Origin of the sequence: Enterobacter cloacae complex sp. 418I7 (genome assembly GCF_050030705.1) — a bacterium.
GTDB lineage: Bacteria > Pseudomonadota > Gammaproteobacteria > Enterobacterales > Enterobacteriaceae > Enterobacter > Enterobacter intestinihominis.
In genome coordinates this window covers 3,538,830-3,551,297 of sequence record NZ_JBLGUU010000001.1, presented here as the reverse complement: position 1 = coordinate 3,551,297, position 12,468 = coordinate 3,538,830, and the positions used below count along the sequence as shown (strand labels likewise).

General features: G+C 58.8%; 13 protein-coding genes. 4 read left to right on the top strand and 9 right to left on the bottom strand.

What is annotated here, in order from left to right; translation table 11 throughout:
- Positions 1-113: 113 nt before the first annotated feature.
- Both norW and norV read right to left on the bottom strand, forming a co-directional pair.
- Positions 114-1,247 carry an NADH:flavorubredoxin reductase NorW gene (norW, locus tag ACQG0S_RS17065; protein WP_154849446.1) on the bottom strand — a complete coding sequence of 378 codons (1,134 nt, stop codon included), beginning with the start codon at positions 1,245-1,247 and terminating at the stop codon, positions 114-116.
- Entirely contained in the window at positions 1,244-2,692 is a 1,449-nt protein-coding gene (gene norV / locus ACQG0S_RS17060) for an anaerobic nitric oxide reductase flavorubredoxin (protein ID WP_022649152.1), read from the bottom strand. The genes norW and norV overlap by 4 nt, the downstream gene beginning before the upstream one ends.
- A gap of 187 nt (positions 2,693-2,879) precedes the next feature.
- Between norV and norR the strand changes: the two genes are divergently transcribed.
- The gene (norR, locus tag ACQG0S_RS17055) at positions 2,880-4,394 is read left to right on the top strand and encodes a nitric oxide reductase transcriptional regulator NorR (RefSeq protein WP_032625943.1); all 1,515 of its coding nucleotides are present in this window, start codon (positions 2,880-2,882) and stop codon (positions 4,392-4,394) included.
- On the opposite strand, the gene gutQ is transcribed toward norR, so the two are convergent.
- The 7 genes from gutQ to srlA all read right to left on the bottom strand — a co-directional run bounded on the left by gutQ (position 4,391) and on the right by srlA (position 9,325).
- Complete coding sequence (gene gutQ, locus ACQG0S_RS17050) at positions 4,391-5,356, bottom strand: arabinose-5-phosphate isomerase GutQ (RefSeq protein WP_023298458.1); 966 nt, start codon at positions 5,354-5,356, stop codon at positions 4,391-4,393. The genes norR and gutQ overlap by 4 nt on opposite strands.
- A complete protein-coding gene (srlR, locus tag ACQG0S_RS17045; RefSeq protein WP_015571676.1) occupies positions 5,349-6,122 on the bottom strand; it encodes a glucitol operon DNA-binding transcriptional repressor SrlR in 774 nt (257 codons plus the stop codon). Before srlR ends, gutQ begins: the two co-directional genes overlap by 8 nt.
- A gap of 63 nt (positions 6,123-6,185) precedes the next feature.
- Complete coding sequence (gutM, locus tag ACQG0S_RS17040; protein ID WP_023298457.1) at positions 6,186-6,545, bottom strand: transcriptional regulator GutM; 360 nt, start codon at positions 6,543-6,545, stop codon at positions 6,186-6,188.
- Positions 6,546-6,636: 91 nt separating this feature from the next.
- Complete coding sequence (gene srlD / locus ACQG0S_RS17035) at positions 6,637-7,416, bottom strand: sorbitol-6-phosphate dehydrogenase (protein ID WP_154849448.1); 780 nt, start codon at positions 7,414-7,416, stop codon at positions 6,637-6,639.
- Positions 7,417-7,430: 14 nt separating this feature from the next.
- A complete protein-coding gene (srlB, locus tag ACQG0S_RS17030; protein WP_022649147.1) occupies positions 7,431-7,793 on the bottom strand; it encodes a PTS glucitol/sorbitol transporter subunit IIA in 363 nt (120 codons plus the stop codon).
- Between the two features lie 12 nt (positions 7,794-7,805).
- The gene (gene srlE / locus ACQG0S_RS17025; RefSeq protein ID WP_048966172.1) at positions 7,806-8,765 is read right to left on the bottom strand and encodes a PTS glucitol/sorbitol transporter subunit IIB; all 960 of its coding nucleotides are present in this window, start codon (positions 8,763-8,765) and stop codon (positions 7,806-7,808) included.
- A complete protein-coding gene (gene srlA / locus ACQG0S_RS17020; protein WP_048966171.1) occupies positions 8,762-9,325 on the bottom strand; it encodes a PTS glucitol/sorbitol transporter subunit IIC in 564 nt (187 codons plus the stop codon). The genes srlE and srlA overlap by 4 nt, the downstream gene beginning before the upstream one ends.
- Before the next feature lie 251 nt (positions 9,326-9,576).
- Here srlA and mltB point away from each other — a divergent pair, with 251 nt between their 5' ends.
- The 3 genes from mltB (at position 9,577) to ACQG0S_RS17005 (ending at position 12,456) form a co-directional block, all read left to right on the top strand.
- Positions 9,577-10,677, top strand: a complete 1,101-nt coding sequence (gene mltB / locus ACQG0S_RS17015) for a lytic murein transglycosylase B (protein ID WP_022649145.1) — start codon at positions 9,577-9,579, stop codon at positions 10,675-10,677.
- Between the two features lie 268 nt (positions 10,678-10,945).
- Positions 10,946-11,599, top strand: coding sequence for a metal ABC transporter ATP-binding protein (locus tag ACQG0S_RS17010; RefSeq protein WP_022649143.1), 654 nt, complete (start codon positions 10,946-10,948; stop codon positions 11,597-11,599).
- Positions 11,596-12,456 carry a metal ABC transporter permease gene (locus ACQG0S_RS17005; RefSeq protein WP_048966170.1) on the top strand — a complete coding sequence of 287 codons (861 nt, stop codon included), beginning with the start codon at positions 11,596-11,598 and terminating at the stop codon, positions 12,454-12,456. The genes ACQG0S_RS17010 and ACQG0S_RS17005 overlap by 4 nt, the downstream gene beginning before the upstream one ends.
- Positions 12,457-12,468: the final 12 nt, after the last annotated feature.

The window sequence follows — 12,468 nt, the reverse complement described above, 5'->3', positions numbered from 1 at the left end:
ACCACGCAGCCCTGTTTTTGCCCGGCGGCGCTACGCTTGCGCGGGCCTACAAGGTTTGCCGTTATGGTGTTGAGTAGGCCGGGTAAGCGGAGCGCCACCCGGCATGACGAGGGTTAAGCAGGTAACGATTTCAGCAGCGCGAAGGCCTCCTTCATTCTGTCTTCGCTGACCACAAAGGCGCGCATCTGACCGACAGTATCGGTGCCGCGAGCTACCATGCCCTGAGCCGAAAGGGCAATCTCCCAGTTCAGATCCTGACGCTGCGTTTCACCTGCGAGATGCAGCGGTAGTTCCGGCGTTTTTACCTTCACCAGCATGGCGGGTAATTTCACCGGGGCGTTGCCGCCGAGCAGGTTTTTCGCCAGGAACATGGCGCTTAACTGAATCGGTTGCAGGAACGGCAGCACCTGGCCGTTAATTTCCGCGCAGTCGCCCAGGGCATAAATGTCCGGCTGGGTGGTTTGCAGGTAGCTGTCTACCTTCACGCCGCGATTGATCTCTGCGCCTGCGCGGTGCGCCAGCGCGGTTTCCGGGCGCAGCCCCGTCGCCGCAATAACCACATCCACTTCCACCCTGCGGGTGCGGTCGAGCGTCGCACAAATGCCGGTTTCGGTTTTACTCAGGCTCTGCAACTGCGATTTCAGCAGCAGATGCACGCCCATGTCGGTCAGACGATGCTGTAAGCGACTGCTTACTTCTGCCGGCATCAGCGCTGACAGAATGCTGGCCGCGTGGTCAACCAGGGTGACGGATTTTCCCGCCCGGCAGAAGTCCATCGCCAGCTCGGTGCCAATCAGCCCGCCGCCGACAATCATCACCCGCATGGCGTCGCGTAACAGGGTCTCGCTGGCCTGATACTCCTGCTGACTGTTGAGCGTGACCATCAACTCGCGGCCCTCAACCGGCGGCACAAACGCAGATGCCCCCGTCGCCAGCACCAGCTTGTCGTACTGCCAGGTTTTATCTTTCGCGTTCACCACGTGGGCGTCGGCGTCGATATCGGTGACCCAGGTGTACGGAAACAGACGCAGATTAAATTGTTCTGCAAACTCCCCCGCCGTCTGGCGGGTGAGATCGTCGGCGCGCTGATTTTGGCTAATGACGTGGCTTAAATCAGGCTTGTTGTACTCATCCATGCTGTCGGCGGCGATCACTGTCAACGGCACGTTAGCATCCTGTTTGCGGATATTTTTCACCAGCTGGCGGGCGGCAAAGCCCGAGCCGATAATGACGATGCCGTGGCTCATTTTGCCTCCGTTGCCAGTTCATCAAAGACGTCTTTTCCGAGGGAACATTCCGGGCAGAGGAAGTTGTCCGGCACCTCGCTCCACGGTGTACCCGGCGCGACATCCTGCAACGGCTCGCCCAGCTCAGGATCGTAAATCCACTGGCAGACGCTGCACTGCATGCAGGGGCCGAGGTCGGCAGCGGCAGGAGCGGCTTCTGCTACGGCTTCCGGCGCAGCAGCCGCGGCGGGTGCGGTTTCCGGCAGCGGCGCAAGCGCCCACTGGCGGGCAATGTCGCGACCGTGCTGGCGACAGATTTCCAGCGCGTCGAGATCCGGACGCCATTTCGCCTTCAGGCTCAGGGACATCTCAAAACCGGCATCCTGTAAACGGGTGGAGAGACGGTCTACCGCGCCGCCGCTCCAGCCGTGTGAACCAAAGGCGCTGGCGCGTTTGTTACGGAAGCGCAGGCCGGTCATCTCTTCCACCAGTCCGGCAATTTTCGGCATCATCACGTTATTCATGGTGGAGGTACCCACCAGCACGCCTTTGGAGCGGAAGACGTTGGTCAATACCTCATTCTTATCGCTGCGCGCCACGTTGAAGATTTTCACTGCCACGTTCGGGTCCACTTCGTTGATGCCCTGGGCAATGGCGTCCGCCATCATGCGGGTGTTGTTGGACATGGTGTCGTAGAAGATGGTGATGCGGTCTTCCTGATAGTCCGCCGCCCACTTCAGGTACAGCTCGACGATCTGGGTAGGATTTTCACGCCATACCACGCCGTGGGAGGTAGCAATCATATCCACTGGCAGGTTGAAGCCGAGGATCTCGGTGATTTTTGGCGTGACCAGACGGCTGAACGGCGTCAGGATGTTGGCGTAGTAGCGCTGGCACTGTTCGAACAGCTCGGTCTGATCCACTTCGTCGTTGAACAGACGTTCGTCGCAGTAGTGCTGGCCGAAGGCGTCGTTGCTGAACAGCACCGCGTCACCGGTCATGTAGGTCATCATGCTGTCCGGCCAGTGCAGCATTGGGGTTTCCACGAAGATCAGCTGTTTGCCGTTGCCGATATCCAGCGTGTCGCCGGTTTTTACGGTGTGGAAGTTCCACTCTGGATGGTGGTGGTGGCCGTTGATGGAGTCAATGGCGTTGGTGGTGCAGTAGATCGGGGTATCCGGAATGTGGGACATCAGCTCGGTCAGCGCCCCGGCGTGATCCTCTTCCGCGTGGTTGATGATGATGTAGTCGATGTCATTCAAATCGATTTCGCTGCGCAGGTTCTGCACGAACTCGCGGCTGAATTTGTGATCGACGGTATCGATCAGGACGTTTTTACCTTCACGAATGAGATAGCTGTTGTAGCTGCTGCCGCGCAGCGTTTTGTATTCCGTCCCGTGAAAATCACGTACTTCCCAGTCACGTTGACCCACCCAATGAATGTTATTTTTAACCAGAATAGACATAGCAACCTCAACTTAATACGGCGTTTTCAAATAAGATGACTGTCATATATCAAGTTGCGTGCCAGTTTTTTAACTCATTGAAAATAATGTATTTATATTTTTATTCTCCCTAATGGGTAGTCATTTTGACTATCTTAAAAATTGTCAATATGACACTATGTGTTGTCAAAATGACAGTGAGGCAGCGATGAGCTTTTCCGTAGATGTGCTGGCGAAGATCGCCATAGAACTGCAAACCGGTATTGGTCATCAGGACCGCTTTCAGCGGCTGATCTCCACGTTGCGCCACGTGCTGGATTGCGATGCCTCGGCGCTGCTGCGTTACGAAGGGCGGCAGTTTATTCCGCTGGCTATCGACGGTCTGGCGAAGGACGTACTCGGGCGGCGCTTTACCCTGGAGGGTCACCCGCGTCTGGAAACCATCGCCCGTGCGGGTGATGTGGTGCGTTTCCCGGCAGACAGCGATCTGCCCGATCCGTACGACGGCCTGATCCCCGGCCAGGAGAGCCTGAAGGTTCACGCCTGTATCGGCCTGCCGCTGTTTGCCGGGCAGAACCTGATTGGCGCGTTAACCCTCGACGGCATGTCGCCGGATCAGTTCGATACCTTCAGCGACGAAGAGCTACGGCTGATTGCCGCGCTGGCGGCCGGGGCGCTGAACAACGCCCTGCTGATAGAACAGCTGGAGAGCCAGAATATTCTTCCGGGTAGCCCGACGGCGTTTGAGCAGGTGGCGCACACCGAAATGATTGGCCTTTCGCCGGGCATGGCGCAGCTTAAAAAAGAGATTGAGATTGTCGCCGCGTCTGATTTGAACGTGCTGATCTTCGGGGAGACCGGCACCGGTAAAGAGCTGGTGGCGAAAGCGATCCACGAAGCCTCGCCCCGTGCGGTGAACCCGCTGGTGTATCTCAACTGCGCGGCGCTGCCGGAAAGCGTGGCGGAAAGCGAGCTGTTCGGACACGTCAAAGGAGCCTTTACCGGGGCGATCAGCAACCGCAGCGGCAAGTTCGAAATGGCTGATAACGGCACGCTGTTCCTCGATGAAATTGGCGAACTCTCCCTTTCGCTCCAGGCCAAACTGCTGCGGGTGTTGCAGTATGGCGATATTCAACGCGTGGGTGACGATCGCAGCTTACGCGTGGATGTGCGCGTGCTGGCGGCGACGAACCGCGATCTGCGCGAAGAGGTGCTGGCGGGCAATTTCCGCGCCGATCTGTTCCACCGTCTGAGCGTGTTCCCGCTCACGGTGCCGCCGCTGCGCGAGCGGGGCGATGATGTGGTGCTGCTGGCGGGCTTTTTCTGCGAACAGTGTCGGCACAAAATGGGGCTTTCCCGCGTGGTGCTAAGCCCCGGCGCGAGGACGCACCTGCTGAGCTACGGCTGGCCGGGTAACGTGCGTGAACTGGAACATGCGATTCACCGCGCGGTGGTGCTGGCGCGGGCTACGCGTTCGGGGGATGAAGTGGTTATCCATGCGCGCCATTTCGCGCTGCATGAGGAAACGACGCCGTCCGTGAAGCCAGTGATACCTGAGAGCGTGAACGAAAACCTGCGCGAGGCGACGGATGCGTTCCAGCGTCAGATGATCACCCGCGCCCTGGAGCAGAATAACCGCAGCTGGGCGGCATGCGCGCGGGCGCTGGAGATGGACGTCGCCAACCTTCACAGGCTGGCGAAACGTCTGGGGCTTAAGGGTTAAATAATCCCCGCCTGGTAGAAGTCTTGCAGGTTGATCGCGCCGCACAGCCTGCCGTGCTCGTCCACCACCGGCGCAGCGGTGATTTTGCGCTTCATCAGTACCTCTTTGGCTTCAATGGCGCGGCTGTCGGCATTCAGCGTCAGCCCGCCCCGGGTCATTGCTTCGGATACCCGCGCCTCCAGCTTGCCGCCGCCCACCAGCCAGCGGCGCAGGTCGCCGTCGGTGAAGACGCCCTTCACCTGGCGGTCATTGTCGCATACCGCAACCAGCCCCAGCCCGGTGCGGCTCAGCTCCAGCATGGCGTCCATCACGCTGGTGTCGAGTTTGACCTGAGGAATGGCATCGTCCGTGCGCATCAGGTGGTGAACCTTGTTGAGCAGACGTGCCCCAAGCGCGCCAGCAGGATGGGAACGGGCGAAATCTTCCTCATTAAAACCGCGCGCCTGCATCACCGCCATCGCCAGCGCGTCGCCCATCATCAGCGTGTTGACGGTGCTGGAGGTCGGTGCCAGGTGCATCGGGCAGGCTTCGCGCTCAACGGAAATATCCAGCGTTGCTTTCGCGGCCAGCGCCAGCGGCGAACGGGATTTGCCGGTCATCGCTAACAGGGCCACCGATTTTTCTTGCAGGCGAGGGATGATGAGATCCAGCTCTTTGGCTGAACCGGAGTAGGAGATAAACAGCATCACGTCGCGGCTTTCGATCATCCCCAGATCGCCGTGCAGCGCTTCGGCAGGATGCACGAAGAACGCCGGTGTGCCGGTGCTGGCAAGCGTCGCGGCAATCTTCTTGCCGATATGACCGGATTTACCGATACCCGCCACGATCACTTTGCCCTCGCAGTGGATAATGGTGTTGGCTGCACGAACAAAATCCTCACCCAGACGCTCCGGCAGGCGGCTGGCTTCCTGTAGCTCCAGCAGCAGAGTCTGGCGGCCTGCGTTTAACAGAAAATCACTCATTTTTCTCTCCGGTTACGATCACGTCGATGCCCTTCGCTTCCAGCGCTTTTTTAAATGCCGGATCGATACCTGCGTCGGTAATCAGCTTATCGACGCTTTCAAGGCTACAGACAATGTTGGGGCTTTTACGGCCAAACTTCGACGAGTCCGCCATCAAAATCACTTCCCGCGCGGCGTTGCACATCGCTTTGCTGACGCTGAACACCTCGTTGAAGGTGGTCACGCCCGCGTTGAGGTCGATGCCGTCCGTGCCCATAAACAGCTTATCGAAGCTGAAGTGGTCGAAGGCATTCTCCGCCAGCTGCCCGTGAAACGACGCGGATTTTTTACGGAAGGTGCCACCGGGCATCAGGATGGTCTGCTCGCTGTCGAACTCTGACAGGGCATTGACGATGTGCAGGCTGTTGGTCATCACGGTGATGTTATTAAAGCGGCTGAGCAGCGGGATCATCTGCAGGACGGTACTGCCAGCGTCGAGGATGATGGAATCGCCGTCCTGGATAAATTTGACCGCGGCTTCGGCAATCAACGCTTTCTGGTGCGTATTAATCAGCGTCTTGTGATCGATAGGCGGGTCGGCTTCGTCTTTATTGAGCACCACGCCGCCGTAGGTACGAATGACGGCGCCGGAGTTTTCGAGCAACACCAGGTCCTTGCGTATTGTCGTGCCGGTGGTGTCAAAGTAGTGGGCCAGATCCTCTACCGAGCACTTTCCCTGCTTTTGCAGATGCTCAAGTATGGCCGCCTGCCGCTGACGTGGTTTCATAGGCGCTTCGTTCCTTACGTTGCGAAATGATAATTCCGCAAGTTTATAACTTTCACAACGAAATTATCCATGTTTCAGATTAAGCGCTAATGATAGTGCATTCTGACAGAGTGAATCATGGGGGAAGATCACATCAGGTTGTAATTCATGCAGCAAAATGCCGTTGATCGCCTGGATTTTCACCGGGCGGGCAAAGACGGTCATGCCGCGCATGATGAGGGAATCGCAGACCTTATTGTTTTCATCCAGCGCAACAGCGACGACAACCCGCGGTTTGAAGCGTCCGCCGGAACGCCCGACGCCCACACGGCCTTTCTGGCACAGGGCGTCAAAGGCGCGGTTAAACTGATGGATCTGCCAGCCGCCAAACGCCATCTGGCAGATCCAGGCGAGGGCGGCGAAGGTGATTAATGCGGTTACCATATCGGCTCCTTAATTGCCGGGTGGCGGCTGCGCCTTACCCGGCCTACGGGGGTTGTAGCCCCGGTAAGTGCAGCGCCACCGGGGATTAAACTCAGAACATCACCTGCCCACCGGTGACGTTAATCGACTGCCCGGTGCAGTACGAGGCTTTCGGGCTGGCGTAAAACAGCAGCATGTTCAGCACGTCCTGATAATCACACCCGCGCTTGAGCGGCACTTTGTCGATGTAGTACTGCTCCACTTCTTCAGCTTTGATGCCGAGCTTGGAGGCGTACTGCGGCAGCAGGGACTGGAACATCGGCGATTTCAACAGGTTACCCAGCATCAGCGAGTGAACGGTGATGCCGTATTCGGCCAGATCCAGCGCCAGAGACTGCGTCAGCCCCACGCCGCCAAACTTCGCCGCGCTGTAGCCGGAGTTGTGCTTGCTGCCCACTTTCCCGGATTTCGAGTTGATCTGAATGATGCGCCCCTGAATACCATCGCGGATCATCAGCCGGGAAAACTCACGGGCGCAGAGGAAATAGCCCACCAGATTCACCTGCAACGAGCGGTCAAAATCCCCCAGTTCGAAATCGCTGATAAAGGCCGCTTTCGCGATCCCCGCGCTGTAGACCAGCAGGTCGATACGCCCAAATATCTCATCTACTTCGCGGGCCAGCGCCATCACGCTCTGCTCGCTGGTGGCGTCGGCACCAAATCCGTACGCCATCCCTTCGCCAAACTCGGTGTTGATGGCGTCCGCCACGCGGGCGGCTTTTTCACTCTGAATGTCCACTACCGCCACGCGATAACCCTCTGCGGCAAGCCCACGGCAGAGGAACTCGCCTAAGGTTTGTCCCCCACCAATGACAACGGCAACCTGACTCATGTGTTTCTCCTTAATTACGCAACAAATTTTAACGTACAGCCTGGTGTGACAGCCTGCGGAACCGGCCCCTCAACGTGAACCGTGCCGGGATACTCCGCCTGCGGCTGCCCGTCAAAACGCAGGGTGATATGCCCCAGCTCGCGCAGGTTTTGTTCAGCGACGTCGCCGACGGCGGTCACGGCATAGCGCGCCTCGCCCAGCTCAAGCTGGCTCCCGGCCTTCAGCTCGCCGTTTAGCTCGCCGTGGCAGTGGATAAAGCAAAACTCTTCGATATCCGCAGGCGCCCCTTCGCGGAAGGTGATCAGCATCTGGTCGCTCAGCGCATCGGCCGCGCTCTGGCCGATGCGGGTAATGGTGGTCTGGTAAATCACGGTCATGGCAGGAACCTCTTATTGATAAATAAAGCCGGAGACAAACCAGGCAATCAGCACCGTGGGCGCGCCCGTCAGGAAGCGGCTCACCAGCACGGAGGGGACGCCCACGCGCACGGTGTCCTGACGTGCTTCCGCCAGCGACAGCCCGACGGGGATGAAGTCGCACGCCGCCTGAGCGTTAATGGCGAAAAGGGCTGGCAGAGCGAGGTGCGGGGGAATGTTGCCCAGACCAATCTGTACGCCAATCAGCACGCCGATGACCTGGGCAATCACCGCGCCCGGGCCGAGAAACGGCGACAGCAGCGGGAAGGAGCAGATCAGCGCCAGCGTCACCAGGCCGAGCGGGTGGCTGGCGAGCGGGGCGAGGCCCTGGGCAATCCAGTCGCCGAGGCCGGAGGCCATGATGATACCGATCAGCGCCGAGACGAACGCCATAAACGGCAGAATGGTTTTCAGCACCGTGTCGATGGTGTCGCGCCCGGACTGGAACAGCACCGCCACGGCGGACCCCATCCCCATCCCGACCTTCGCCAGCAGGCCATCGCTCTGCTCGGTGATTTTTTTGCTGGTGTCGTACTCGCGCGGGGCCGCTTTTTGCGGCGCGGATGTGCCATTCACCAGCGTGATGTTGTCCTCCTTCACCCCAGAGACATAAATATCCTCAAGGATGTACTGCGCCAGCGGGCCGGATTTCCCGGTGGAGTGAATATTTACCGTCGGAATGCGGCGCTTCGGATAGATGCCGCAGCGCAGCGTGCCGCCGCAGTCGATCACCGCCACGCCGATTTCCGCTTCCGGCGGTTCCCCTTCCTTGAAGCCGTCGACCGCTTCCCAGCCCGTCAGCTCGTGCAGCCTGTCGACGATCGCCGGGCGCGTGCCCGCGGTGATGTACACAATCTTTTTGCCTTCGGTGGCGTCGAACTCCAGCGGGCCGCCCCAGCCGCCCGTGCCTTTCTCAATGCGGATCCGGTTCATGCTGTAGCTCCTGAAAGATGGACTTTCTGTTCAAGCTGGATGCCCATTTTTTTCTCAAAAATGGCGGTGGTGAGATCCGTCACCCAGCCGCGGAAGAAGTTGGTGACCAGACCGACCAGCAGGTAGCTCACCGCCAGCGGGCCGAGCGGCAGGCCAAGCGTGGTAAGGCCGCTGGCGATCCCGAGATAAACGAACAGCTCGCCGGGGTTGATGTGCGGGAACAGGCCGTTCATGGAATGGCAGCTGTAGGAGGCGGCGGCGTAATAGCTCGGCTTGTACTTCTCTGGCATAAAGCGGCCGAGGCTTAAGGTCATCGGGTTGCAGAACACAAAGGTGCCGATGAAGGGCAGGATCAGGTAGCGGGACAGCGGGTTTCCGGCGCAGCGCTGGGCGAAGCGTTCAATACGCTGCTGGCCGATAAAGTTAATCAGCGCGTTCATGATCACCAGCAGGCTGATCAGCAGGGGCAGGATCCCGGTCACCATGCCGGTGAATACCTCGCCGCCTTTCTGAAAAAGCCCGATGAACCACTCGGCGCCGTAGGTGATGGTTTCTATCATTCTTCTCTCCTGTAGGGCGTTTGTTTTTGTCTGTTCGGGGCTAATAATAATCAAATTGAAAGCTTTTAAAGTGTTAATTAGATCTCACAATGAAAGAAAAATGGATTAATTTGAAAGATAATTGGTGGGGCGAATGATTTTCGATGGAAAAAAGCGCGGATTTGCGTTGGGGAGGTGTGTACCGCTTCCTTGAGGTGTTGCGGATGCTTTACCATACTGGGTTCTTACCGAACTCGTTAAATGGATGCCACATGTTCAAGCGTCGTTATGCAGCGCTGTTACCTGCGCTTATTCTCCTGTCCGCCTGTAGTAGCAAACCCAGGACTGAAGCTGTTCAACAAACGGCGGGCGCGCCTTCCGGCGGGTTCCTGCTTGAGCCGCAGCACAATATGATGCAGATGGGCGGCGACTTCGCGAATAACCCTGCGGCCGAACAGTTCATCGATAAAATGGTGAGCAAGCACGGTTTTGATCGCCAGCAGCTGCATGCCATTTTGTCTCAGGCGAAGCGTCTGGACTACGTGCTGCGCCTGATGGACAGGCAGGCGCCGACGGCCCAGGTGCCGACCGGGCCAAACGGGGCGTGGCTGCGCTATCGCAAACAGTTTATTACCCCGGACAACGTGCAAAATGGCGTGGTGTTCTGGAATCAGTATGAAGACGCCCTGAACCGCGCGTGGCAGGTCTATGGCGTGCCGCCGGAGATCATCGTCGGTATTATTGGGGTTGAGACCCGCTGGGGACGCATTATGGGTAAAACCCGCATCCTCGATGCGCTGGCGACGCTCTCCTTCAACTACCCGCGCCGCGCCGAGTATTTCTCCTCTGAACTGGAAACCTTCCTGCTGATGGCGCGAGACGAACAGGACGATCCGTTAGATCTGAAAGGGTCGTTCGCCGGTGCGATGGGCTACGGCCAGTTTATGCCGTCCTCCTATAAGCAGTACGCGGTAGATTTTAACGGGGATGGTCACATCAACCTGTGGGATCCCGAAGACGCCATTGGCAGCGTGGCCAACTACTTCAAAGCGCACGGCTGGACGCCGGGCGGCCAGGTGGCGGTGCAGGCAAACGGCGAGGCGTTTGGTCTGGAAAACGGATTTAAAACCAAATACAGCGTGGCGCAGCTGGCAGCGGCAGGCTTAACGCCGTCGCAGCCGCTGGGCAATGTTGACCAGGTGAGCCTGCTGCGCCTGGATGTCGGAACCGGTTATCAGTACTGGTTCGGACTGCCGAACTTCTACACCATTACCCGCTACAACCACAGCACGCACTATGCGATGGCGGTGTGGCAGCTGGGGCTGGCGGTGTCTCAGGCGCGTGTGCCGGCAGCGTCACCGTTTAGCCAGTAAGTCCCCTTATGCCTCCCTCTCCCTGTGGGAGAGGGCTGGGGTGAGGGCACCCGCCCGCACCTGTTTCCCGCAGAAACATTTCGCCACATTCCCATTTCACTCCCGCCGTTTACATCTTAATCGTCTTTCATTATTGTTATGTTATAACATAATTTTTAATTGAGATATCCATGTCCCTGTTTTCTCTCTCATCCCCGGTTCGTCTGCTGCTGGCGCTGATGCTCATTCTGTTTCTCGGCCTGGCCGTGCGCTGGGCGGTGGCGTTGCCATGATCGTGATGAACGACCTGGTGGCGGGTTACGATCGCCAGCCCGTTACGCGCGCACTGTCCGGCGTGATTGAACGCGGGAGCATGACCGCCATCGTCGGGGCCAACGGTTGCGGCAAATCCACGCTGCTGAAAACGCTCGCTGGCTTTCTTCCGCCCGTCAGCGGTACGTTTCGCTGGCAGGGGAGACGTCCGGTGGTGGGCTGGCTGGCGCAGCGTCACGCGCTGGAGGCGCAATTTCCTCTGACCGTGCAGGACGTGGTGAGCATGGGCTGCTGGCCAGAAATCTCGCTATTTGCCGGTTTTCGTCGGGATACCCGCATGCGCATTGCCGGCGCGCTTGAGCGCGTGGGGCTGGCGTCCATGGCGTTATCCACCATCGATGAACTCTCCGGCGGGCAATTCCAGCGCATGCTGTTTGCCCGCGTTTTAGTGCAGCAGGCACCGCTGGTGATGCTGGACGAACCCTTCACCGGCGTTGATGAAGCGACCTGCAACGTGCTGATGGATCTGATGCTGGAGATGTATATGCAGGGGCAGACCCTGCTGGCGGTACTACATGACAGCGAGCGCGTAGCACGTCACTTCCCGCAGACGTTACGTCTGGACGCTGATAGTCCCCAATGGAAAACCGAGCGGGTGAGGGTGGCATGATCTGGCATACATTCTTCCAGCCGTTTATTGAGTACGGCTTTATGCGCCGTGCACTGGTGGTTTGCCTGGCGCTCTCCGTCAGCACCACGGCGCTGGGGGTATTCCTTCAGCTGCGTCGGATGAGCCTGATGGGGGACGCCCTTTCTCATGCCATTTTGCCGGGTGTCGCGGTGGGCTATCTGCTCAGCGGTATGTCGCTGCTGGCAATGACTGTCGGCGGGTTTATTGCCGGGATCGCCGTTGCGCTGGTGGCCGGGCTGGTCAGCCGCCGCACGCCCCTTAAAGAGGATGCCAGCTTCGCGGGGTTTTACCTGGGTTCCCTGGCGCTGGGCGTCACGCTGGTGTCGCTGCGCGGTTCAAATGTCGATCTGCTTCATCTTCTGTTTGGCTCCATTCTCGCCGTGGATAGCGCGTCAGCCCTGTTCGTGACGGGCGTTTGCATGTTCACGCTCCTCACGCTGGCGATGTTTTATCGTGGGCTGGTCAGCGAAGCGTTCGATACCGCGTGGTTGCAGGTGAACGCGCGCTGGCTGCCCGGGATGTTACACGGTCTGTTTCTGGCGCTGCTGGTGCTCAACCTGGTGGCCGGTTTTCAGGTGCTCGGCACGTTGATGGCCGTCGGGCTGATGATGTTACCCGCCGTGGCGGCACGCTGCTGGGTGCGCACCCTGCCAGGGTTACTTCTGATGGCGGGTATCAGCGGTATTTTTTGCGCGTGGCTGGGCTTAAGCCTTTCCTGGGCAGTGAGTCTGCCCGCCGGGCCCTCCATTGTGCTGACCGCCAGCGCATTGTTCTTTATTTCCGTTTTATTTGGCACGCTCAGCAGGCTGGCGGATAGCCTGCGGGCGCTTTTTTAACGCAAGGGGAAA

Bases quoted from the DNA above. Each gene is read 5' to 3' on its own strand.
- norW (WP_154849446.1), bottom strand. From the start codon at position 1,247: ATGAGCCACGGCATCGTCATTATCGGCTCGGGCTTTGCCGCCCGCCAG.
- norV (WP_022649152.1), bottom strand. From the start codon at position 2,692: ATGTCTATTCTGGTTAAAAATAACATTCATTGGGTGGGTCAACGTGAC.
- norR (WP_032625943.1), top strand. From the start codon at position 2,880: ATGAGCTTTTCCGTAGATGTGCTGGCGAAGATCGCCATAGAACTGCAA.
- gutQ (WP_023298458.1), bottom strand. From the start codon at position 5,356: ATGAGTGATTTTCTGTTAAACGCAGGCCGCCAGACTCTGCTGCTGGAG.
- srlR (WP_015571676.1), bottom strand. From the start codon at position 6,122: ATGAAACCACGTCAGCGGCAGGCGGCCATACTTGAGCATCTGCAAAAG.
- gutM (WP_023298457.1), bottom strand. From the start codon at position 6,545: ATGGTAACCGCATTAATCACCTTCGCCGCCCTCGCCTGGATCTGCCAG.
- srlD (WP_154849448.1), bottom strand. From the start codon at position 7,416: ATGAGTCAGGTTGCCGTTGTCATTGGTGGGGGACAAACCTTAGGCGAG.
- srlB (WP_022649147.1), bottom strand. From the start codon at position 7,793: ATGACCGTGATTTACCAGACCACCATTACCCGCATCGGCCAGAGCGCG.
- srlE (WP_048966172.1), bottom strand. From the start codon at position 8,765: ATGAACCGGATCCGCATTGAGAAAGGCACGGGCGGCTGGGGCGGCCCG.
- srlA (WP_048966171.1), bottom strand. From the start codon at position 9,325: ATGATAGAAACCATCACCTACGGCGCCGAGTGGTTCATCGGGCTTTTT.
- mltB (WP_022649145.1), top strand. From the start codon at position 9,577: ATGTTCAAGCGTCGTTATGCAGCGCTGTTACCTGCGCTTATTCTCCTG.
- ACQG0S_RS17010 (WP_022649143.1), top strand. From the start codon at position 10,946: ATGATCGTGATGAACGACCTGGTGGCGGGTTACGATCGCCAGCCCGTT.
- ACQG0S_RS17005 (WP_048966170.1), top strand. From the start codon at position 11,596: ATGATCTGGCATACATTCTTCCAGCCGTTTATTGAGTACGGCTTTATG.